The following is a 23,131-nucleotide window of genomic DNA, read 5'->3' on the forward strand; positions in this document are numbered from 1 at the left end:
CGGAACGGTCCGACCTGACCCGGGGTGCCCGGCGAGGAGGAGGTGCGACGCGGCAGGTGCCGCGTCGCCGGTCAGCGGGAGGAGCCGGCGCGACGCTTGTTGTAGACGTCGAAGGCCACCGCGACGAGCAGCACCAGACCCTTCACCACCGACTGGATGGACTGGTCGACGCCCATGAGCTGCATGCCGTTGCTCATCACCGCCATGATCAGGCCACCGACCATCGCGCCGACCACGGTGCCGACCCCGCCGGTGACCGCCGCGCCGCCGATGAACGCGGCGGCGATCGCGTCCAGCTCGAACATGTTGCCCGCCGCGGGCTGGGCGCCGTTGGAGCGCGAGGAGTAGATCACCCCGGCCACCGCCGCCAGGAAGCCCATGTTGACGAACATCCAGAAGTTGACCGTCCGCACCTTCACACCGGACAGCATCGCCGCCGACAGGTTGCCGCCGATCGCGTAGACCTGCCGGCCGAACACGGTACGCCGGGTGAGCAGGCCGTAGACCAGCACCAGCGCGGCCAGGATGATCAGCACGATCGGCAGGCCCCGGGCGTGCGCCAACTGCCAGGCGAAGTACATGATGACCGCGCCCACCAGCACCACCCGGGCGACGAACAGCGGGAACGACTCCACCGGCTGCTGGTAGCGGACCCGGGCCACCCGGGTCCGGAAGCCGCTCACCGCGTACCCGGCCACCGCGACCGCGCCGATCAGCAGGGTGAAGGCGTCGAAGCCGTCCCCACCGAGCAGGCCGTTGAGGAAGCCCGCCGCGACCTGCTGGTAGTCGGCGGGGAACGGGGACAGCGAGATGTTGTCCAGCACCCGCAGGGTCAGGCCCCGGAACAGCAGCATGCCGGCGAGCGTCACGATGAAGGCCGGGATGCCGGCGTACGCCACCCAGAAGCCGTGCCACGCGCCGACCGCGACGCCCACCGCCAGCGCGGCCAGGATGCCGACCCACCAGGGGAAGCCCTCCCGGATGACCAGCACGGCGGAGACCGCCCCGGTGAGCGCGACCACCGAGCCCACCGACAGGTCGATGTGCCCGCCGATGATGATGATCACCATGCCGATCGCCAGCACCAGGATGTAGGAGTACTGGAGCACGATGTTGGTGATGTTGCCGGGGCTCAGCGACACCCCGTCGGTGAGCACGGCGAAGAGCCCGACGATGACGACCAGCGCGACGTAGATGCCGCTCTGCCGCAGGTTGTTCAGCACCAGCGCCCGCAGATCGCTGGTGCCGGCGTGCAGGGCGACGCCCGGACTCTTCCCGGCCGGCGGCGGGGACGGCGGCGATGAGGTCTTGACGCTGGTCATCCCACGCGCTCCTTGTCCTTCGTCATCAGATCCATGAGGTTCTCCTGGGTCGCCTCGGCCACCGGCACCTGGCCGGTGATCCGGCCGGCGGCGAGGGTGTAGATGCGGTCGCACATGCCGAGCAGCTCCGGCAGCTCCGAGGAGATCAGGATCACCGCCTTGCCCTCGGCGACGAGCCGGTTGACGATCGTGTAGATCTCGAACTTCGCGCCGACGTCGATACCCCGGGTCGGCTCGTCCAGGATCAGCACGTCCGGGTTGGTGAACAGCCACTTCGACAGCACGACCTTCTGCTGGTTGCCGCCGGAGAGCTTGCCCACCACGGCCATCACGCTGGTCGTCTTGATGTTCATGTCGCGCCGGCTCTGCTCGGCGACCTTGATCTCCTCGTTGCCGTTGACCCAGCCGAAGCGGGCCAGCCGGCCCAGCGCGGCGGCGGAGACGTTGCGCCGTACGTCGTCGATGAGGTTGAGGCCGAACCGCTTGCGGTCCTCGGTGACGTAGGCGATGCCGTGCTCGATGGCCTCGGCGACGCTGTTCGCCCGGACCTCCCGGCCCCGCACGAACAGCCGGCCCCGCACGTCCCGGCCGTACGACCGGCCGAAGACGCTCATCGCCAGCTCGGTGCGGCCGGCGCCCATCAGCCCGGCGATGCCGACCACCTCGCCGGCCCGGACGTCCAGGCTGGCGTCGTCGACCACGAGCCGGTCCTGGGTGGGGTGCCGCACGCTCCAGTTCTCGATGCGCAGCACCTCCTCCCCGGGCGACGAGACCCGGTCGGGGTAGAAGCTGTCCAGGTCCCGGCCGACCATGCCGCGGATGATCCGCTCCTGGGTGACCTCCCCGGAGGCCAGGGAGAGCGTCTCCACGGTGCGCCCGTCCCGGATGACAGTGGTCGCGTCGGCGATCGCGGTGACCTCGTTGAGCTTGTGCGAGATCAGGATGCAGGTGATGCCCTGGTCGCGCAGCCGGCGCAGCAGGTCGAGCAGGTGCGCCGAGTCGATGTCGTTGAGCGCGGCGGTCGGCTCGTCCAGGATGAGCAGCCGGACCTTCTTGGACAGCGCCTTGGCGATCTCGACCAGCTGCTGCTTGCCGACGCCGAGCTGGATGACCGGGGTCACCGGGTTCTCGTGCAGGCCCACCGAGGCCAGCAGCTCGGCGGCGTCGGCGTTGGCCCGGTTCCAGTCGATGAGGCCGCCCGGACCGCGCCGCTCGTTGCCGAGGAAGATGTTCTCGGCGATCGACAGGTGCGGCACCAGCGCGAGTTCCTGGTGGATGATGACGACGCCCTGGGACTCGCTGTCGCGGATGCCCCGGAAGTGCACCGGCTTGCCGTCCAGCACGATCTCACCGTCGTAGGAGCCGGTCGGGTGCACCCCGGAGAGCACCTTCATCAGGGTGGACTTGCCGGCGCCGTTCTCGCCGCAGATGGCGTGGATCTCCCCCCGGCGTACGGCGAGGGAGACGTCCGCCAGCGCGGTCACCCCGGGGAAGGTCTTCGTGATGCGTCGCATCTCGAGGATGGTGTCGTCCATGGTCAGCGTCCTGATCGTCGAAGCCTGAGGCGGGCTTGCGATGCGTCGGGCGCGGCGGTCGGTCACCGCCGCGCCCGACGACCGGCTTACTTCTTGGCCTGACCGGCGGCGACCTCTTCGGCCGACCAGTAACCGGAGTCGACCAGCACCTTGGTGATGTCGTCCTTGTAGACGGTCTCGATCGGCAGCAGGTAGGCCGGGACGACCTTGACCTTGTTGTTGTAGGTCTTGGTGTCGTTGGCCTGCGGCTCCTTGTCCTGCAGGAACGCCTCCGCCGCGATCACGGCCTGCTCGGCGAGCAGCCGGGTGTCCTTGAAGACGGTGGACCCCTGCACCCCGTCGTTGATCAGCTTGACCGAGGCGATCTCGGCGTCCTGGCCGGTCACCACGGGCAGCTTCTTGGCGCCCTTGCCGTAGCCGGCGTTCTGCAGGGCGGTGATGATGCCGCGGGAGATCCCGTCGTACGGCGACAGCACCCCGTTGACCACGGTGCCGTCGTTGTAGCCGGAGGTGAGCAGGTCCTCCATCCGCTTCTGCGCGGTCTCCTGCTGCCAGCGCAGGATCGCCGCCTGCTCGATGCGGGTCTGGCCGGACTTGACCTTCAGCGTGCCGTTGTCCATGAACGGCTTGAGGGTGTCCATCGCCCCGCCCCAGAAGTACTGGGTGTTGTTGTCGTCCAGCGAGCCGGCGAACAGCTCGACGTTGAACGGGCCGGTCGCGGTGCCCTTACCGCCGTCCTTGGTCTGCAGGCCGAGGCCGACCAGCAGGGCGGTCGCCTGGGCGACGCCGACCTTGTAGTTGTCGAAGCTGACGTAGAAGTCGACGTTCTTGTTGCCCAGCAGCAGCCGGTCGTAGGAGATGACCGGGATCTTCGCCGCCGCGGCGGCGTCCAACTGGCCGCTGAGCGCGGTGCCGTCGATCGCCGCGATGATCAGGACGTCCGCGCCCTGCGTGATCATCTGGTCGACCTGCTGGGACTGGGTGGGGATGTCGTCGCCGGCGTACTGCAGGTCGACCTTGTAGCCCTTGGCCTCCAGCTTCTCCTTCACCGCCTTGCCGTCGGCGATCCACCGCTCCGAGGTCTGCGTCGGCATGGAGACGCCGATGGTCAGATCGGCGGGCTTCTTGTCGCTGCTGTCGCCGCCGCTACCCGCTCCCCCGCCGCTGCACGCGGCAAGGCTGAACGCCAGTGCCGCGCCGCCGAGCGCGACCAGGAATTTCCTGCGCACAGGTTTCTCCTCTCCGGAACTCCCGCCGACTGCGGGGACCACCTGTCACCTTTCGGGGTAGTGTTAGCGCTCACATCGCCCCCGTCAACACCCGCCCGGAAATCCGGACGTCACGGTCTCGTAACGGGCGTCTCCGACTTGTCGCCCGCCGACCAGCTGCTCCACGGGTCTGACACAGGGTGACTTCCGTTGCCACGGCACCGATTCCGGCCCGCCGTGCGCCCCGCGCCCCGCCGGCCGGGACGGCGGTCGGACCGGCATCGGCGGCACGCCGGTTTCGAGCTTGTTACACGGTTGTCGTCGATCCGGGGCAATCGCGCCCGCGTGCCCTGCTGGACCCATTCGGCGCCCGATCTCGTCCGGCATCCGACCCGACCCGACAGCCCGACCCGGCAGCCCGACCCGGCAGCCCGACCCGGCAGCCCGACCCGGCAGCCCGATCTGGCCGGCCCGACGGCCCGGCCGTCACAGGACACGGGAACGGCCCGGCCGCCACGGGTGACGTGGCGGCCGGGCCGTCCGGGTCGGCGGTCAGCCGCCCAGGCAGGAGCGCAGGGCGGCGGTCAGCAGGTTGGCCCGCTCGTCGCCCATGCCCTGCATCTGGTTCACCACGTAACCGAAGCCGACCTGGTGTGCGTCGTCGCCGAAAGCGAGGTTCCCGCCCGCGCCGTCGTGCCCGAAGCTGCGCTCGCCCAGCAGCGGCCGGGCCGGCGGGGAGTGCAGCAGGAAGCCGCTACCCCAGCGCTGCCCGGTGTCCGGCGGGCCGTGCCGCTGCTGGCCCCGGACCCGCACCACTGTCGCGTCGTCCACCGACGCCCGGTCGAGCAGGGGCGGTCCCGCCACCGACGACACGCACGCGGCATAGAGCCGGGCCAGGCCGTCGGCCGTGCTCACCGCGCCCGCGCCCGGGACGCCGGCCGCCTGGATGGCCGGGTCGTTGAAGCTGACCAGGCCGGCGTCGTCGGCCGGGAACGCGAACGCGCCCCCCATGGTGATCCCCCGGTCGGCCACCGGGTCGACGAACGGCTCCGGGTCGGGCGGCGGGGCGACGTTCCAGGCGACCGCGTCCCGTTCGGCCGCCGGCAGACCGAGCCAGGTCCGCAGGCCCAGCGGCGTGGCCAGGGCGTCGCGGAAGAACGCGCCGGGGAGCTGGCCGGTGATCCGTCGGATCACCTCACCGATCAGCCAGCCGTACGTCATCGCGTGGTAGCTGTGCGCCGTACCCGGCCGCCACAGCGGGGTCTGCGCCTCGATCGCCTTGACCACCGGCTCCCAGGCGAGCACCTCGTCGAGGGTCAGCGGGCGGTCGAGCGCGGGCAGGCCGGACTGGTGGGTGAGCAGCCAGCGCACCGGGATGTCGGCCTTGCCGTGCTGGCCGAACTCGGGCCAGTAGCGGGTGACCGGCGCGTCCAGGTCGAGTCGGCCCTGCTGCACCAGCAGGTAGGCGCAGACCGCCAGGATCCCCTTGGTGCAGGAGAAGACGACGACCGGCGTGTGCGCCGTCCACGGCCGGCCGGTGCGGGGGTCGGCCGTCCCGCCGTACAGGTCGACGACCCGGTGGCCGCCGACGTAGACGGTGACCGCCGCGCCGATCTCCCCCCGGGCGGTGAAGTTCTCGCGGAAGACGTCGGCCAGCCGCCCGTAGCGTTCGTCGGCGTGGCCGTGGATCTGCGGCTGCGTGGCCACTGCTATCCCTTCAGTGAGCCCTGGATCAGGGCCTTGATGAACTGACGCTGGAAGATCAGGAAGACGATCAGGGTCGGGGTGAGGATCAGCAGCGATCCGGCGCACAGCAGCACCAGGTCGGTGCCCCACTGGCCCTGGAACGCCCCGAGCGCGCCGGCCATCGTCCGCTTGGCCGGGTCGTCGACCAGCACGATGGCCAGCAGGAACTGGTTCCACGTCCAGAGGAACATCAGGATGGTCAGCGACGCGATGGCCGGCCGGGCGAGCGGCACCTGGACCCGCCAGAAGAGCTGCCAGGTGGTGCTGCCGTCCACCCGGGCCGCCTCGGACAGCTCCACCGGCACGTTGCTGAAGTGCGCCCGCATCCAGAACACCGCGAACGGCATGTAGAGCCCGATCAACGGCAGGATGATCGCCCACCGGGTGTTGAGCAGGCCGAGGTCCTGCATCTGGTAGTAGAGCGGGGTCACCACCGCCTCGAACGGCAGGGTCAGCCCGAGCAGCAGCAGGCCGAACACGATCCGGCCACCGGGCACCCGCAGCTGGCCCAGCCCGAACCCGGCCATGGTGGCGATCAGCACCGACACGGGCACCACACCGGCCACGATGAGCAGGCTGGAACGCAGCAGCGCGCCCATGTTCGACACCGTGAAGGCGTCGGCGAAGTTGCCCCACTGCGGGTCCGACGGCCAGGTCAGGCCGCTGGGCACGGTGCCGCGCGGTTGCAGCGCCGCGGAGAGCATGCTGACGAACGGCAGCAGGGTGACCAGGATCAGGACGATCAGGAAGACCCGGCCGGTCAGGTTCTCGCGCCGGCTCAGGTTCATGGCTTGTCCCCCCGGGTCAGTCGCTGGATCGGCAGCACGCAGACCAGCACCAGCAGCATCAGCACCACGGCCAGGGCCGAGGCGAGCCCGACCTGCCGCTGCGAGAAGGCCAGCCGGTAGATCTCCAGGCCCGGCACGGTGGTCTGCAGGCCGGGGCCGCCGCTGGTCGAGATGTAGACGATGTCGAAGCTGGCCAGGGCGGCGATGATGGTCACCGTCAGGCAGACCCCGATCTCCTGGCGCAGGCTGGGCAGGGTGACGGCGAAGAACTCCCGGACCGGGCCGGCGCCGTCCAGGCGGGCCGCCTCGTACAGCGCGGGGTCGATCTTGCTCATCCCGGTGACCAGCAGGATCGTGCAGAGGCCGAGCAGGACCCAGGCGCCGATGACGCCGACGGCGGGCAGCGCGGTGTCGAAGTCACCGAGCCAGGCACGGGCCACCCCGCCCAGGCCGACCGCGCGGAGCGCCTGGTTGACCAGGCCGTTCGACGACAGCAGCCAGCTCCACGCGATGCCCGCCGCCACCAGGGGGATGACCTGGGGCAGGAACAGCACCGTCCGGACCACGGTGCCGAACGCGCCGGTGGTGATCCGGCGGACCAGACTGGCCACCAGCAGGCCGAGCGCGACCGGGACGAAGCTGAAGAAGACGATCAGGACCAGCGCGTTGCCGATGATCTTCAGCAGGTCGCCGTCGGTGAACACCGTGCGGTAGTTGTCCAGCCCCGCCCAGCGGGCCACCCCGATGCCGTTCCAGTTGTAGAACGAGTACTGGATGGTCAGCACCAGCGGACGCAGCACGAACGCGGCGTACATCAGCACGGCGGGCAGGACGAAGAGCCAGCCCGTCCCGCCCGCGCGGGCCCACCAGGGTCGGTGGGCCCGCGCGGAGGACCGGCGGGGGGTACGGCCCGGCGACGTGCCGGTGCCGTCCCGCCCGGTCGGTGCGCTGCCGAGGGCAGACGTCATCGGGACAGTTCCTTCGCGTACTCGGCCTGGACCGCCTTCACGTACCCCTCGGGCGTCTGCTGACCGGCGATCAGCTTCTGCATCTCCGGCGTGATCGCGGCGGCGAAGATGCCACCGGTGGCGTTCGCGGTGAAGTCCACCGCACCGTTCTCCGCACCGAGCTGCTGCGACGCCTTGAGCGTCTCGGCCAGCACGGTGTCGGGCGCGGCGGCCGGCACGGCCAGGTCACTCGGGCCACCCGGGCTGGAGCCACCGATCTTGACGGCGATCTCCCGGGCGGCGGCGTTGGTGTGCACCCAGTTCAGGAAGAACGCGGCGGCGTCGGGGTTCTTGGCCTTGGCGCTGATGCCGAAGGTGTTGGGGGCCGACATCGCCACGTGCTTGCCACCGGCCGACTCGCTCGGGAACAGGAAGAAGCCCACGTTGCCGGGCATCGACTTGTCGAGGTTGGCCGACTCCCAGTCTCCGTTGAACATGAACAGGCCGTTGTTCTTCTGGAACTCGCCCACCATGCTGGCGTAGTCCAGGGCGTTGGCGTCCTTCGGGAAGTAGCCGGCCTGGGCCCACTTCTGGATGGTCTGGGTGGCCTTCAGCGCGGCCGGGGTGTCGAACGTCGCGCCCGGCTTCTGGAAGATCCAGTCCGCCACCTGGGCCGGGTCGCCGAACTGGTTCTGCAGCGCCTGGTGCGGGAAGTTGATCCCCGCGGTGTTCTTGTTGAACTGCATGATCGGCTGGACCCCGGCGGTCTTGGCCTTGGCCAGCAGCTCCTCGAACTCGGCGATGGTGGCCGGCGGCTGGGTCATCCCGACCTGCTCGGCCAGCTTCTTGTTGTAGAACACCCCGGTGACGCTGTAGCCGAGGCCCATCCCCCACAGCGAGCCGGTGCCCCGGGTGGTGCCGCCGTCGCCGACCCGCAGCTGCACGAGCTGGGAGGCGGGGAACTTGTCCCAGCCGTACGCGGTGAAGTAGGGGTCGAGGTTCTTGAGCAGGTCGTCCTTGACCAGGTCGACCATGGTGGGGAGCCGGATGATGTCGGGCGCGTTGTCCGAGGCCATCACCCGGGGCGCGTTCTCCACGATGACCGTGAACTGGTCCTCGCGGATGTTGAACGTGACGTTCGGGTGCTGCTTGGTGAACTCGTCGGCCAGCGCCTTGGCCAGCGGGAAGCCGGTCTCGGCGTACATCTCCAGGGTGATCGGGTCGGTGCCGAGTTCGGTGCTGACGGCGGCGTCCGAGCCGGTCGACGTCGACTTCTCCGCTCCGGGTGCGCTGCACGCCGTCACGGCCAGCCCCAGCGCCAGGACCGGGGCCAGCAGCGCCGCCCGGCGGGGGAACTTTGTCAATGATGTAGCCAATTGAGGACTCCTTGACTCTTCCGAGTGTCCCGCGACCACCGGCCGCGCCGGTCACCGAACTCGTCACGGCGGGTTGACCAGCCACAACGGTACGTCGCGACCGGCGTGTCGCCGCGGCGCGCGATGTCACCACCGCTGACCGTGCCGGAACGACCGAGGGTGTCGACCGGCCTGCCAAAAGTAGCCGCTAAACTGATTTAGCAGAGCATGCGCGCGGCGGGTTGGGCTGTCAAGGACCAAATGGCAACGGTCCGGAAACACCTGGTTCACGCCGGGGAGGTCCGCTCCGGCCCGCCCGACCGGCACCCCGCGGGTGACCACCGACACGCTCCGGCACCCCGCCGGGGTGACCACCGGCACCCCGCCGGGCGGTCGGCCGGTGCCGGCCGGACTTCCGGCCCGGTGCCGACGGACGTCCGGGGCGCGGAACGGGCGCTCCCGGCAGCACGCCGGGCGACCGGCCGGCACCGGGCCGGGCGGGCCGACGCATCATGATGGGCGGAAGCGGCGCCGGTGACGGCGCCCCGATTCGGAGGACCGATGGCCCGCAACAGAGCAACCCTGGCCGACGTCGCACGGCGTGCCGGGCTGTCCAAGACCGCCGCGTCGATGGTCCTCAACGGCCGGGAGGGCACCCGACTGTCCGCCGAGGCGCACCAGCGCGTCTTCGCCGCCGCCGAGGAGCTGGGCTACCGGCCCAACCTGGCGGCCCGCAGCCTGCGTACCCGCAAGACGGCCACCATCGCGTTCGTCTCCGACATCGTCGCCACCACCCGGTTCGCCGGCGGCCTCATCCGGGGTGCGCTCGACGCGGCCCGGGAGCGGGACCACGTGCTGCTCATCACCGAGACGCAGGGCGACGCCACCTTCGAGCAGTACGCCATCGAGGCCATGCTCGACCGGCAGGTCGACGGGGTGATCTACGCGGCGATGGCGACCCGCCGGTTGACCGTCCCCCCGGCCATCCTCGGCGGGCCGGTGGTGCTGCTCAACGCGACCAGCCCGGAGAACCTGCCCGCGGTGCTGCCCGACGACGAGCGGGCCGGTCGCACCGTCGCCACCGCCCTGCTCGACCACGGCCACCGGGACCGGATCGCGCTGATCGGTCGCAACCGGCTCAAGGAGGACGACGCCGAGGTCTCCCTCGCCGCGCCGGCCCGGCTGCGCGGCATCCACCGGGCGCTCGACGACGCCGGGGTCGAGCTGCTGACCGAGTGCTTCTGCGCCGAGTGGCTGCCCGAGCACGGCTACGCCGCGATGCACACCCTGCTGGGCCGGGCGGTCCGGCCCACGGCGATCGTCTGCATGAACGACCGGCTGGCCTTCGGCGCCTACCAGGCGCTCGCCGAGGCCGGGCTGACCGTTCCGGACGACATCTCGGTGGTGTCGTTCGACGACGACCCGATCGCCGCCTGGCTGCGTCCCGGCCTGACCACCACCGCCCTGCCGCACGAGCAGATGGGGCGGCGGGCGGTCGAGTTCCTCCTCGACGGCGGCGACGCCGAGCCTGCACCGGTCCCGATGCCGCTGCGGCGACGCAGGTCGGTGGCCGCTCCGGCCGCCTAGCCCCGCTCCACCCGGGCCGTCGGACCGGCGCGAAGGCCCCTCGACCTGGTAGCTAAAACGATTTAGTGCTAGCTTCCCGCCATGCTACGTCTACCCGACCACTGGGTGTGGGACAGCTGGTACGCCCGGGACGACAACGACCGGTGGCACGCGTTCTTCCTGCGCGCCTCCCGCGCCCTGCACGACCCGCACCGCCGGCACCGCCGCGCCACCATCGGCCACGCCGTCTCGACCGACCTACGCACGTGGCAGTTGGTCGCCGACGCGCTCGTCCCCGCCGACGCGCCGAGCTGGGACGACCTCGCGACCTGGACGGGCTGCACGGTGCGCGGCCCGGACGGACGGTGGTACCTGTTCTACACCGGCGTCGGCCGGGCCGAGGACGGGCTGGTCCAGCGGATCGGCCTGGCCGTCTCCGACGACCTGACCACCTGGCACCGGCACGGCACCGGCCCGCTGGTCGAAGCCGACCCCACCTGGTACGAACTGCTCGACCGGACGCTCTGGTACGAGCAGGCCTGGCGCGACCCGTGGGTCTTCCCCGACCCCGGGGGCGACGGCTGGCACATGCTGATCACCGCCCGGGCCAACACCGGGCTTGCCGGATCCCGTGGTGTCGTCGGCCACGCCACCTCACCCGACCTGGTGAACTGGACCGTCCGACCACCATTGTCCACCCCGTCCGACTTCGGGCACCTGGAGGTGCCCCAGGTCGCCGTCGTCGACGGCCAGCCCCTGCTGCTGTTCTCCACCGACGCCGCCGGCACCCGGCGCGACGGCCACCGGATCTGGGTGGCGCCGGGTCACGACGTGCGCGGCCCGTGGGACATCGGCTCGGCCCGCCCGTTCCCGCACCCGCACCTGTACGCGCCCCGGCTGGTCGCCGGCCCGGCCGGGGACTGGTCCCTCATCGGTTTCCTCGACCAGGTGGACGGGGAGTTCGTCGGTGCGCTGAGCGACCCGGTCCCGGTCCGCTACCACCCGTCGACCGGCCTGACCGCGGCCACCGCACCGGCCGCCACCGCGACCGGCTGAGAGGTCTCCCGCCGTCCTCCCGGCACCGGAGCCGGTGCCGGGAGGACGGCGCGACCCGGTCGGGCTAGACCCGGTTCCAGCGCTGGTTGGCCGCCGCGCTGCACGACCAGAGGAGCACCGTGGTGCCGTTGGCGGTGCCGTTGTTGTTCACGTCGAGGCAGAGGCCGTTCTGGACGTTGCTGATCGTGCCGTTGGCGTTGAACGTCCACTGCTGGTTGGTGCCGCCGTTGCAGTCCCAGATCTGGGCCTTGGTGCCGGCGGTGGCGTTGGTCGGCGCGTCCAGGCACTTGCCCAGCGACTGGAGGGTCTGGCCGTTGGCCGCCCAGCGCTGGTTGGCGGCCCCGTTGCAGTCCCAGATCACCGGCTGGGTGCCGTTGGCGGTGTTGCTCTGCGGGACGTCCAGGCAGCGACCGGAGGCGACGCTGGACAGCGCGCTCGCCGTGGACGGCGGCGGCGTCGTCGGCGGGGCCGTCCCTCCGCCGCTGACCCGGTACACGACCGTGCCGTGCGACGGCACACTGGCCGAGATGGTGCCGGTGCTGGTGGTGCTGGCGTTGGTCCAGGCGTCCACCAGGGTGAAGGAGGAGCCGGACTTGCCGATCGCCGCGGCGGTGGTCGAGATCGTCGTCGTCGAGCCGCCCTGGTTGAACAGCGCGACCGCGACGTCACCGTTGGCCAGCCGCTTGGCCAGCACCCGCCGGGTGCCGTCGAACGAGACCTGGCCGCCCTGCAGGGCCAGCGGGTCCTGGTTGATGGCGATCAGGTTCGCGTTCTTGAGGATGGTCTGGGTGGCGGAGTTCATCGACCGCACGTCGTTGCCGGCGATCAGCGGCGAGGCCATGACCGCCCACATCGCGAAGTGGCTGCGCATCTCCGTGTCGGTCATGCCGCCGCGGCCCACCTCCATCATGTCGGGATCGGTGAACGCGCCGGGCTTCGCGTACGGCGCCAGCGGCACGTTCACGTCGATGATGTTCTGGATGCCCATCGGGTAGCCGTTGGTCTGCCCGCTGTTCCAGGTGTTGGTGATGTCCTCGGTGGTGCGCCACATGTTCGCCACGTCGCCCCAGTTGCGCTGCGGGCCGGTCTTGGCGTGGATGCTGTTGGGGTTGATGCTGTAGACGATCGGCCGGCCGGTGGCCGCCAGGGCGTCGCGCATCTTGGCGAAGGTGCGGACCTGGTCGTCGATGGTTCCGTTCGGCGAGCACCAGTCGTACTTGAGGTAGTCGACGCCCCAGGCGGCGAACTGCCGGGCGTCCTGCGCCTCGTGACCCTGCGAGCCGGTCGCCCCGGGGTAGGAGTTGAAGTACTGGGCGCAGGTCTTGTCCACCGGCACCTGGTAGATGCCGAACTTCAGCCCCCGGGCGTGGATGTAGTCGCCGAGCGCCTTCATCCCGCTGGGGAACCGGGTCGGGTCACCCTGGAGGTTGCCGGCCGAGTCCCGGTTCGGGTTGAACCAGCAGTCGTCGACCACGACGTACTGGTAACCCAGGTCCCGCATCCCGCTACTGACGAGAGCGTCGGCCGTCTGCCGGATCAGGGTCTCGTTGATGTTGCAGCCGAAGGTGTTCCAGCTGTTCCATCCCATCGGCGGCGTCCGGGCCACCCCGTTGTCCAGCGCCTGCGCCACCGGGGCGTGCACGCCCACCAGGACGCCGGCCAGGAGCAGACCGGCCGCTGCCGCCCGCCCCCAGTTCCGGGCTCGCACGAATCGCTTCACGAAGTCTCCAATCAGTGCCGCCGGGGTCGGCGGGAGGCCGGCCGGGCAGGCGAGAGGGCCGTCCACTCACAACGCCGGGTGTGAGCGCTAACAATGGTCCCTCATGTTACGGAAGCATTTCGTGGTATTCAACTGCTTCCATATATTTCGCCGTGCCGCCGACCGGGCCGACCCCTCCCGGCGCCGGTGACCCGTACCGGTCCGGTCGGCGCGGCCGGCGGCGGCCCGACCGACCGGACGTGGAGCCGTCCTGGAGCTGTCCCGACCCTCATCCATCGAATATCATGGCTCCATGCCCCCTGGCTCCACGCCCGGTCGACGTGCCCGCGGCGAGATCGAGCGGCTGCCCAGCGGCTCGCTACGGGTGCGGGTCTACGCCGGGATCGATCCCGTCTCGAAGCGTCGGCGCTACCTCACCGAGACGGTGCCCGCCGGGCCGCTCGCCGCCCGCGACGCCGAGACCGTCCGCACCCTGCTGCTCGACACGGTACGCCGGCAGCACCGCCGCCCGACCGCCGCGACCGGCGGGCCGACCCCCGCCCCCACCGCCGGGACGCCCGCCACCGCGCTGGCCCCGGCACCCGGCGCGGTCCCGTCGCTCGCCGGGACGGCCGGGGCCCGACGGCGCGGCCGGCGGCGGGGCGAGCCGACCCTGACCACCATCGCCGCGTTGGCGGACGTGTCCGCGCCCACGGTGTCCAAGGTCCTCAACGGCCGCTCGGGGGTCGCGGCGCAGACCCGGTCCCGGGTGGAGGCGCTGCTGCGCGAGCACGGCTACCGCCGGCCGGAGCTGGGCACCCCTAGCGCCAGCGTGGAGGTGGTCTTCTACGGGATGCAGAGCAACCTGGCGGTCACCATCATGCAGGGGGTGCAGCAGGTCGCCGGGGCGCACCGGCTCGCGGTGGGGTTCACCGACGCCCGCCGGCAGGTCTCCGAGGGGCGGTTCTGGGCGCGCGACCTGCTGGCCCGCCGCCCGACCGGGGTGATCGCGGTCCACCTGGGCTTCACCTCCGAGCAGCACGCCCTGCTGGCGGCGAGCGCCATCCCGCTGGTGGTCCTCGATCCCACCGGGGAGCCGCCGCTGCACGCCGTCCCCTCGGTGACGGCGACCAACTGGAGCGGCGGGTTCGAGGCCGCCCGGCACCTGCTCGACCTCGGCCACCGACGGATCGCGGTGATCTCCGGCCCGACCGACCGGCTGTGCGCCCGGGCCCGCCTGGACGGCGCGCGGGCGGCCCTGGAGGCGCAGGGCGTCGGGCTGCCCGCGCGGCGGCTCCGCGTCGGCCACTGGTTCTCCTTCGACGACGGCCTGCACCTCGGCCGGGAGCTCCTGCGGCAGAACCCGTCGCCGACGGCGATCCTGTGCGGCAACGACCTGCAGGCCCTGGGGGTCTACGAGGCGGCCCGGCTGGCCGGTCGCCGGATTCCCGGGGACCTGAGCGTGGTGGGCTTCGACGACATCCCGCACACCACGCTGTGCGGTCCACCGATGACCTCGGTACGGCAGCCGCTGACCGAGATGGGGGAAGCCGCGGCCCGGATGGTGCTGACCCTGGCCGCCAACCTGAGCCTCGCCCAGAACCGCGTGGAGTTGGCGACCACGCTGGTGGTGCGGGACAGCACCGCCGTCGCGCCGGACGCCTGACCCGCCCGGGGCCGTCGCTACGGCCGCCCGGACGAGCGGGGACCGGCCCCGGAAACATGTCCTTGTCGTCGCCGAACCGTTTCGAGTAGCATCCGATCCGGTCGATATGACACGTCGTCGTGACGTGGACGCCGGGACCGCCGGCCGCAACCGTCACCCGCGGGTCCGACGGCCCGGCCGGGTCGGGAGACCGGCCGGGCCGGTCGACCCGGCACGAGCACGCCGACCGCCACGAGCACCGGGCCAGGGTTCCACGAAGGTCGAGGGAGGAAAAGAGGCCACTCGTCACTGTTGGTCCGCGCGTCGCCTGCGATCCGTGATGACGAAAATCACGGTACGCGGACGACTCTCGGCCGCGCCGTCGACTCATCCGGGGCGACACGCCGCGTAGACTCTCGCTGATCCAGCGTTGTCCACGGCGTGTGCGCCCATGCCTTGTTTCCGGAGGTCCCTTCCGGACCTCTGCGCGGGTTACGCCGTCGACGACGGCTGCGGGGCGGACGGAGAGGTGTGGGATGACTGTGCGCGCTCCTGCGATGAGAGACGTGGCCCGCCTCGCCGGAGTTTCCCACCAGACCGTCTCCCGGGTGCTCAACGGCCATCCCCACGTACGCGAACAGACCCGCCTGCGGGTCCAGGCGGCGATCACCGAACTCGGCTACCGGCCGAACCGGGCCGCGCGCACGCTGGTCACCGGGCGATCACAGGTGCTCGGCGTGGTGGCCCTGAACACCACGCTCTACGGCCCGGCGTCGCTGCTGTCCGCCTTCGAGCTCGCCGCGGCCGAGGCCGGGTTCGCCGTCAGCGTGGGCAGCGTCCGCAACCTGGACCGCACCTCCATCACCGCCGTCGTCGAACGGCACCTGGCGCACCGGGTGGCCGGCATCGTGGTGATCGCTCCGGTGGAGTCCGCCGGCGAGGCGCTGGAGTGCCTGCCCACCGACATCCCCCTGGTCACGGTGGACGGCGACCCCCGGCGGCCGGTGCCGCTGGTCACCATCGACCAGGTGGAGGGCGGGCGGCTGGCCACCCGGCACCTGCTCGACGCGGGCCACCGCACGGTCTGGCACGTCTCCGGTCCGATCGACTGGTTCGACAGCGCCGGGCGGATCGCCGGCTGGCGGGAGACGTTGCAGGCGGCCGGAGCGGAGGTCCCCCCGGTGCTCCAGGCGGACTGGTCCGCCGCCTCGGGGTACCGCTGCGGGCAGATGCTGGCCCGCAGCCCGGAGGTGACGGCGGTATTCACGGCCAACGACGACCTGGCCCTGGGCGTGCTGCACGCGCTGCACGAGCACGGCCGGCGGGTGCCGGAGGACGTCAGCGTGGTGGGCTTCGACGACGTCCCGGACGCCGCGTACTTCATCCCGCCGCTGACCACGGTGCGCCCGGACTTCAACACCGTGGCCGAGGCCAGCCTCGGGCTGCTGCTGGCGCAGATCGACGCGGGCGTGGACCACACGTTACGGCGGACCGTCTCCCCCACCCTGGTCACCCGGGACAGCGTCGCCCCGCCGCCCGGGGCGGTGCCCGCGCCGCGTTCTCCCGATCGGGCCTCCTGACCCAGGCGGTCGACCACCATTGCGTCGTCGACCCACCTCTATAGACATCGGTCAGTGTTAACGTTAACGTAACTGACGACTGTCAATTCCTGCAGTACCAGCCGATCGTGCGACGACCCGCCGCTCACGATGCGGGGCCGTCCGGCCACCGGCTCGCGACGCCCGGCCGCGACCCGTCCCCGGCGAGGCCGGACCGGTGGCACCGGCACGGGCCACCGGCGACCGCCGCGCTCCCCCGTTCCCCGGCAGGGCGACCACGCAGCGGGAGCCCGCCCGGGCACCCGCCGCACCGACACCACCCCAGGAGAGCCCCGTGCGACCGACCCGACTCCTGCGACGGCGACCAGCACTGGTCGCCGTCGCCGCCACCACCCTGCTGCTCGTCAGCGCCACCGCCGTCCAGACCGGAGCGTCGGCAGCCGCCGCCGGATGCCAGGTCGACTACGCCGTCAGCTCGTCCTGGCAGGGTGGCTTCGGCGCCAACGTCACCATCACCAATCTCGGCGACCCGGTGAGCAGCTGGCGACTGACCTGGAGCTGGCCCGCCGGCCAGACCGTCACCCAACTGTGGAACGGCAGCTACACCCAGGCCGGCGCCCAGGTCACCGTCACCAACGCCAGTTACAACGGGGCGATCCCCACCAACGGCACCGCCAGCTTCGGCTTCAACGGCTCCTGGACCGGCAGCAACCCCGCCCCCACGTCGTTCAGCCTCAACGGCACCACCTGCACCGGCGGGGTGAACCCCACCACCGGGCCACCGCCGACCACCCCACCCCCGACCACGCCGCCCCCGACCACCCCACCGCCGACCACGCCGCCCCCCGGCACCAGCCAGCCGTGTGACATCTACGCCGCCGGTGGCACCGCCTGCATCGCGGCGCACAGCACCACCCGGGCGCTCTACGCGGCGTACGCCGGCTCGCTCTACCAGGTACGCCGGTCCTCGGACAACACCACCCGCAACATCGGGGTGCTGTCGCCCGGTGGCCGGGCCAACGCCGCCAGCCAGGACAGCTTCTGCGCGAACACCACCTGCGTCATCACGATCATCTACGACCAGTCCGGACGCGGCAACAACCTCGGCTACCAGGGCGCCGGCGGCGTCGGTGGCGCCGTCCAGCCGGCGGTCGCGAACAAGGAGTCGGTCACGGTCGGCGGTGACAAGGTCTACTCGCTCTACATCCCCGGCAAGAGCAGCTACTGGCGGGACGGTCACCTGACCGGGGTGCCGACCGGCGCCGCTCCCGAGGGCATGTACATGGTCACCAGCGGCACCCACGTCAACAGCGGCTGCTGCTTCGACTACGGCAACAGCGAGACCACCCGCCGGGCCGACGGCGCGGGCGCGATGGACGCGATCTACTTCGGCACCAGTTGCTGGTTCGGCGGCTGCTCCGGCTCCGGCCCCTGGGTCCAGGCCGACCTGGAATACGGCCTCTACCCCGGCGGCAGCAGCTCCTGGAACTCCAACCAGCGGGCGTTCACCAGCAAGTTCGTCACCGCCACCCTGAAGAACAACGGCACCTCGCGGTTCGCCATCAAGGGCAGCAACGCCCAGTCCGGCAGCCTCTACACCCTCTACGACGGGTCGCTGCCGCGCGGGTACAGCCCGATGAAGAAGCAGGGCGCGATCATCCTGGGCAGCGGCGGGGACTGCTGCATCGACAACACCAACCAGAGCGTCGGCACGTTCTACGAGGGCGCGATGGTCGCCGGCTACCCGTCGGACGCGACCGAGAACGCGGTCCAGGCGAACATCACCGCCGCCGGCTACCGCTGACCCGATGGTCGAGGAGGTCCGATGCACCAGCGTGTCATCCACCCGGCGACCCGACGGGCGGCCGTCCTGCTCGCCGCCGTACTCCTGCTCATGACGGGCCTGGTCGGCACCCCCGCCCCGCAGCCGGCCCAGGCGTGGGACAACGGTGTCGCCGACACCCCACCGATGGGCTGGAACAGCTACGACTCGTTCAACTGGAGCGTCACCGAGGCCGACGTCCGGGCCAACGCCGACTACATGGGCGCGAACCTGCGCCAGTACGGCTGGCAGTACATCGTCGTCGACTGGGCCTGGTACTTCCCGGGGCAGCACAACGGCAGCCCCAACCAGGACGCCAACCTGCAACCCCGGCTCCGGATGGACGCCAACGGGCGGCTGCTGCCCGACACCACCCGGTTCCCGTCGGCGGCCGGCACCAACGGGTTCAAGCCGCTGGCCGACCACGTGCACGCGCAGGGGCTGAAGTTCGGCGTCCACCTGATGCGGGGCATCCCCCGGCAGGCGGTCGCGGACAACGTGCCGATCCTGGGCACCTCCTGCCGGGCCAACCAGATCGACGCCGGCAACAGCGCGGCCTGGCTCAACCTGATGTGGGGGCTGGACATGGCCAACCCCTGCGCGCAGGCGTACCTCGACTCGGTGTTCCAGCTGCTGGCCGCGTGGGGTGTCGACTTCGTGAAGGTCGACGACATCGCCGCGCCGACGTACCGGCAGGCGGAGGTCGAGGGCTACCGGACGGCGATCCAACGCAGCGGACGGCCGATGGTGTTGAGCCTGTCGCCGGGCGCCACGCCGCTGTCGGCCGGGACGCACGTGCAGACCAACGCGCACATGTGGCGGATCGTCAACGACCTGTGGGACAACTGGTCGTCCGTCGACGCGCTCTTCGACCAGTTGCGCAACTGGACGCCGTACCGCCGGGCGGGCGCCTGGCCCGATCCGGACATGATCCCGATCGGCCGGCTGTCGAAGTACGGCCCGGTCGGCTCGCCGCGTTACTCCAACCTCAGCGCGGACGAGCAGCGCACCCTGATGTCGCTGTGGGTGATCAACCGGGCGCCGCTGATGTGGGGCGGCAACCTGGTGGAGAACCGGGCGGCGGAGCTGGCGCTGATGACCAACAGCGCGGTGCTCGCCGTCGACCAGCGCAGCGCCAACAACCGGCAGCTCACCGGCCGCACCCGGCAGGTGTGGGTCGCCGACGTGCCGGACGGCGACGACCGGTACGTCGCGCTGTTCAACCGGGAGGGCGCGGCGGCCACCGTGTCGCTGAACCTCGCCGACCTCGGCATCGGCTCGGCCACCGCGACCGACCTCTGGTCCGGGGCGGCGCTGGGCACCTCCACCGGGACGTTCAGCCGTTCGCTGCCCGCCCACGGCGCCGGGCTCTACCGGCTGACGCCCCAGACCACCACCCCGACCCCGACGACGTACACCCTGACCGCCCGGCACAGCGCGAAGCTGCTGGACGTCAGCAACGCCGCCACGACCGACGGCGCGAACGTCGTGCAGTGGACCGCCAACGGTCAGGCCAACCAGCGGTGGCGGTTCTCCGACGCCGGCGGCGGCTGGTCCACGGTGGTGAGCGTCAACAGCGGAAAGTGCCTCGACGTCTACGGCGGCGCCGGCACGACCACGGACGGCGCCCGGGTGGTGCAGTGGACCTGCAACGGGGGCACCAACCAGCAGTGGCGGCTCCAGGACGTCGGCGACGGCCAGGTGCAGCTGGTCGCCCGGCACAGCGGCAAGTGTCTCGACGTGCTCAACGCCGGGCTGACCGACGGGGCGCAGGTGGTGCAGTGGACCTGCGGCACCGGCACCAACCAGCAGTGGCGGCGTACGCCGGTGTGACACGGCACAGCGGTGTCCGCAGACGGTCGGGGCGCAGGGCCGGGGATCGAACCCCGGCCCTGCGCCCCGGTGCCGGCCCCGGGTCACCCCGGAGCCGGCTGGAGCAGGTCGTTCAGCTGGCGGTGCAGGTCGGGGTCATCCCCGTACCACTGCCGCTGCCCTGGAAACCGAACTCGGTGGACTGACCGGCACCGAGCTGACCGTTGTAGTCCACGTTCGTAAACCGCACCGTCCCGGAACTACCACTGGCCGTCGCCGACCACGTCCCGGTCACACTCGCCCCACCGGGCAACGTGACACTCACCGTCCACCCACGCGTACCCGAGGAACCCGCGGTCACCTTCACCGTGGCCACGAAACCACCCGTCCACGAGTTCAACGACACCGACGCCGAACACCCGGCCCCACCCGGAGGCGGCGTCGTCGTCGGGTTCGGCGGCGTCGTCGTCGGGTTCGGCGGGGTGGTCGTCGGGTTCGGCGGCGTCGTCGTCGGGTTCGGCGGGGTCGTGGTGGGGCTCGTGCCGTCGAAGCCGAAGAAGCGGACGGCCTGGGCGGCGTCGAACGGGATGGAGTGGCCGTAGCCCTGGAAGCTGATCGCCTCCACCGGCGGCGTGCCCCCGGTGCCGCCGTACCGGGTCCGGGTCGCGCTGGTCTGCGGGTAGTCGGTGGAGCTGGGGGTCTGCGACACGCCGAGCACGTTGGTCCACTGCTTGATCTGCTCGCCGAAGTTGACGTAGCTCAGCGTGGTGTCCGTGGTGCCGTGCCAGATCTGCATCCGGGGACGCTTGCCGGTGTAGCCGGGGTAGGCGTTGCGCACCAGGTCGCCCCACTGCTGCGGGGTCCTGACGATCCGCCCGCCCGAGCAGTCGCTGTTCCACTCCGAGCCGTTCGTGGTGGCGAAGCAGGCGAACGGCACGCCGGACGAGCTCACCCCGGCGTGGAACACGTCCGGGTAGAGGCCGGCCATCACGTTGGTCATCATGGCCCCGGACGACCATCCGATGACCCCGATCCGACCCGCGTCGACCGGGTAGCGGCCCCGGACATAATCGATCATGGACTTGAGACCGACCGGGTCGCTGCCGCCGTCGCGCCGCAGCGCCTGGGGCGAGGAGACGTCCCAGCACTTGCTGCTCCGGGTCACCGACGGGTAGATCACGATGTAGCCGTAGCGGTCGGCGAGCGAGCTGAGCCCGTAGGTGGAGTGCACCGCCGGGCCGCTGCCGGTGCAGTAGTGCAGGGCGAGGAGCAGCGCCGGGCGGGCGGCCACCCGGTCCGGGACGTACAGGTGCATCTGCAGGTTGGTCGGGTTGGTGCCGAAGTTGGTCACCTGGGTGAGCGCGGCGGCCGAGGCCGGCGGGGCGACCGTGACCACGGCCGTCATCGTCGCCAGGGCGGTCGCCAACGCGGCGGCCAGCAGGGTCATGCGTGATCTCATCGACGGTTCCTCTGTCGGGAGTCGTGGTCGGCGGCGGACGACGTGCCGGCCGGCCGATGGACGTCGAGCCGTTCGGGCGGCCATGGACCGCCGGCCCGAACCGGGTGTACCCGGTTCGGGCCGGCGGCGGAACTCAGCTGGCGGTGCAGGTCGGGGTCATCCCCTCACCGCTGCCGCTGCCCTGGAAACCGAACTCGGTGGACTGACCGGCACCGAGCTGACCGTTGTAGTCCACGTTCGTGAACCGCACCGTCCCGGAACTACCACTGGCCGTCGCCGACCACGTCCCGGTCACACTCGCCCCACCGGGCAACGTGACACTCACCGTCCACCCACGCGTACCCGAGGAACCCGCGGTCACCTTCACCGTGGCCACGAAACCACCCGTCCACGAGTTCAACGACACCGACGCCGAACACCCGGCCCCACCCGGAGGCGGCGTCGTCGTCGGGTTCGGCGGCGTCGTCGTCGGGTTCGGCGGCGTCGTGGTCGGGTTCGGCGGGGTGGTCGTCGGGTTCGGGATGCCGGTGCCCGCGTTGAGGGCGTCCAGCACCGAGTTGTACGCCGCCTTCTTGTTGCCGTTGCAGTCGAACAGCAGGGCGTTGTCGGAGCCACGCCACGAGTCGCAGTCCCGCACCCCCCACACGGTGATGCTGGTGCACCGCGAGATGGCCATGCAGGAGCGGGTGACCGTGCCGAAGATGTTGGCCTGGTTGCCGCCGGTCATCACGTCCAGCTCGGTGATCTGGACGTCCACCCCGAGGTCGGCGAAGCGCTTCAGGTTGGCCTGGTAGTCACCCGGGATCGTGGTGCCCAGGTGCGACTGGAACCCGACGCAGTCGATCGGCACACCCCGGGACTTGAAGTCCCGGACCATGTTGTAGACGCCGGTCGACTTCGCGTTGACCCCGTCGGTGTTGTAGTCGTTGTAGCAGAGCTTCGCGCCCGGGTCGGCGGCACGGGCGGCCCGGAACGCCGCCTCGATCCAGTCGTTGCCGGTGCGCTGGAGGTTCGAGTCACGACGACCACCACTGCCACCGTCGGCGAACGCCTCGTTCACCACGTCCCAGGCGTAGACCTTGCCCCGGTAGTGGGTGGCCACCTGGGTGACGTGGTTGATCATCGCGCTGCGCAGCGCGCTGCCCGACATGCCCTGCGCCCAGCCCGGTTCCTGCTGGTGCCAGAGCAGCGCGTGGCCCCGCACGCCCATGCCGTTGGCCTGGGCGTGGCTGACGAGCCGGTCGCCGTTGGTGTAGACGAACCGACCCTGGGACGGCTCGGTGGCGTCCCACTTCATCTCGTTCTCGGCCGTGACGGAGTTGAACTCACGGTTGAGAATGGTGGTGTAGGCGCTGGTGGACAGCTTGCCAACCGCGACCGCCGCACCGAAGTAGCGGCCCTTCTCGGCCGCCGCCGCCCGCAGGGTCGTGCCGGCGCTGGCGGCGGGGGCCAGGGCCAACGTCATCCCGACGGTGAGTGCGCCGGCGACGGCGAGGGTCGCCGTCGCTAGCAGGGCTCTCTTGGGTCTCATGTCGCATCCTTTGCAATGTGGGTGCAGCGGTGGTGGGGTACCTGATTCCGCTTCCGACGATGGACCGCACCGGCCGGCGCG

At 71.2% G+C, this 23,131-nt stretch carries 16 protein-coding genes; 6 read left to right on the forward strand and 10 right to left on the reverse strand.

The features are described from left to right. Nucleotides 1-71: 71 nt before the first annotated feature. The 7 genes from mmsB to GA0070623_RS06085 form a co-directional block, all read right to left on the reverse strand. Nucleotides 72-1,322: a multiple monosaccharide ABC transporter permease gene (gene mmsB, locus GA0070623_RS06055; protein WP_067313800.1), complete on the reverse strand. Its 1,251-nt coding sequence runs from the start codon at nucleotides 1,320-1,322 to the stop codon at nucleotides 72-74. Continuing rightward, the gene (gene mmsA / locus GA0070623_RS06060) at nucleotides 1,319-2,857 is read right to left on the reverse strand and encodes a multiple monosaccharide ABC transporter ATP-binding protein (protein ID WP_067313802.1); all 1,539 of its coding nucleotides are present in this window, start codon (nucleotides 2,855-2,857) and stop codon (nucleotides 1,319-1,321) included. Before mmsA ends, mmsB begins: the two co-directional genes overlap by 4 nt. Before the next feature lie 86 nt (nucleotides 2,858-2,943). Continuing rightward, a complete protein-coding gene (chvE, locus tag GA0070623_RS06065; protein WP_067313804.1) occupies nucleotides 2,944-4,086 on the reverse strand; it encodes a multiple monosaccharide ABC transporter substrate-binding protein in 1,143 nt (380 codons plus the stop codon). A gap of 531 nt (nucleotides 4,087-4,617) precedes the next feature. Then, a complete protein-coding gene (locus GA0070623_RS06070; protein ID WP_089003926.1) occupies nucleotides 4,618-5,772 on the reverse strand; it encodes a serine hydrolase domain-containing protein in 1,155 nt (384 codons plus the stop codon). Between the two features lie 2 nt (nucleotides 5,773-5,774). Beyond that, entirely contained in the window at nucleotides 5,775-6,599 is an 825-nt protein-coding gene (locus GA0070623_RS06075) for a carbohydrate ABC transporter permease (RefSeq protein ID WP_067313807.1), read from the reverse strand. Further along, nucleotides 6,596-7,567 carry a carbohydrate ABC transporter permease gene (locus GA0070623_RS06080; RefSeq protein ID WP_084261550.1) on the reverse strand — a complete coding sequence of 324 codons (972 nt, stop codon included), beginning with the start codon at nucleotides 7,565-7,567 and terminating at the stop codon, nucleotides 6,596-6,598. The genes GA0070623_RS06075 and GA0070623_RS06080 overlap by 4 nt, the downstream gene beginning before the upstream one ends. Beyond that, the gene (locus tag GA0070623_RS06085) at nucleotides 7,564-8,910 is read right to left on the reverse strand and encodes an ABC transporter substrate-binding protein (protein ID WP_231932686.1); all 1,347 of its coding nucleotides are present in this window, start codon (nucleotides 8,908-8,910) and stop codon (nucleotides 7,564-7,566) included. The genes GA0070623_RS06080 and GA0070623_RS06085 overlap by 4 nt, the downstream gene beginning before the upstream one ends. Before the next feature lie 552 nt (nucleotides 8,911-9,462). Here GA0070623_RS06085 and GA0070623_RS06090 point away from each other — a divergent pair. Together GA0070623_RS06090 and GA0070623_RS06095 are read left to right on the forward strand one after the other, a co-directional pair. After that, nucleotides 9,463-10,488, forward strand: a complete 1,026-nt coding sequence (locus GA0070623_RS06090) for a LacI family DNA-binding transcriptional regulator (protein ID WP_067313812.1) — start codon at nucleotides 9,463-9,465, stop codon at nucleotides 10,486-10,488. 81 nt (nucleotides 10,489-10,569) lie between these two features. Further along, nucleotides 10,570-11,523 (forward strand): family 43 glycosylhydrolase, encoded by a 954-nt coding sequence (locus tag GA0070623_RS06095; RefSeq protein ID WP_067313814.1) that lies wholly within the window; start codon nucleotides 10,570-10,572, stop codon nucleotides 11,521-11,523. A gap of 64 nt (nucleotides 11,524-11,587) precedes the next feature. Here the strand turns inward: GA0070623_RS06095 and GA0070623_RS06100 are convergent, their stop codons facing one another. Next, nucleotides 11,588-13,111, reverse strand: coding sequence for a glycoside hydrolase family 27 protein (locus GA0070623_RS06100; protein ID WP_089004273.1), 1,524 nt, complete (start codon nucleotides 13,109-13,111; stop codon nucleotides 11,588-11,590). Between the two features lie 424 nt (nucleotides 13,112-13,535). Here GA0070623_RS06100 and GA0070623_RS06105 point away from each other — a divergent pair, with 424 nt between their 5' ends. The 4 genes from GA0070623_RS06105 to GA0070623_RS06120 all read left to right on the forward strand — a co-directional run bounded on the left by GA0070623_RS06105 (nucleotide 13,536) and on the right by GA0070623_RS06120 (nucleotide 20,081). Then, entirely contained in the window at nucleotides 13,536-14,888 is a 1,353-nt protein-coding gene (locus GA0070623_RS06105) for a LacI family DNA-binding transcriptional regulator (RefSeq protein ID WP_089003927.1), read from the forward strand. Between the two features lie 536 nt (nucleotides 14,889-15,424). Beyond that, on the forward strand, nucleotides 15,425-16,447 hold the full coding sequence (locus tag GA0070623_RS06110; RefSeq protein ID WP_197700050.1) for a LacI family DNA-binding transcriptional regulator: 1,023 nt from the start codon (nucleotides 15,425-15,427) through the stop codon (nucleotides 16,445-16,447). A 313-nt stretch (nucleotides 16,448-16,760) separates the two neighbouring features. Then, nucleotides 16,761-18,230, forward strand: coding sequence for an arabinofuranosidase catalytic domain-containing protein (locus GA0070623_RS06115; RefSeq protein WP_231932687.1), 1,470 nt, complete (start codon nucleotides 16,761-16,763; stop codon nucleotides 18,228-18,230). 21 nt (nucleotides 18,231-18,251) lie between these two features. Then, nucleotides 18,252-20,081, forward strand: coding sequence for an alpha-galactosidase (locus GA0070623_RS06120; RefSeq protein WP_067315781.1), 1,830 nt, complete (start codon nucleotides 18,252-18,254; stop codon nucleotides 20,079-20,081). A 112-nt stretch (nucleotides 20,082-20,193) separates the two neighbouring features. On the opposite strand, the gene GA0070623_RS06125 is transcribed toward GA0070623_RS06120, so the two are convergent. Further along, nucleotides 20,194-21,519 carry an extracellular catalytic domain type 1 short-chain-length polyhydroxyalkanoate depolymerase gene (locus GA0070623_RS06125; protein WP_089003928.1) on the reverse strand — a complete coding sequence of 442 codons (1,326 nt, stop codon included), beginning with the start codon at nucleotides 21,517-21,519 and terminating at the stop codon, nucleotides 20,194-20,196. Between the two features lie 133 nt (nucleotides 21,520-21,652). Continuing rightward, nucleotides 21,653-23,050 carry an endo-1,4-beta-xylanase gene (locus GA0070623_RS06130; RefSeq protein ID WP_089003929.1) on the reverse strand — a complete coding sequence of 466 codons (1,398 nt, stop codon included), beginning with the start codon at nucleotides 23,048-23,050 and terminating at the stop codon, nucleotides 21,653-21,655. Nucleotides 23,051-23,131: the final 81 nt, after the last annotated feature.

Origin of the sequence: Micromonospora rifamycinica (assembly GCF_900090265.1) — a bacterium.
Classification (GTDB): Bacteria; Actinomycetota; Actinomycetes; order Mycobacteriales; family Micromonosporaceae; genus Micromonospora; species Micromonospora rifamycinica.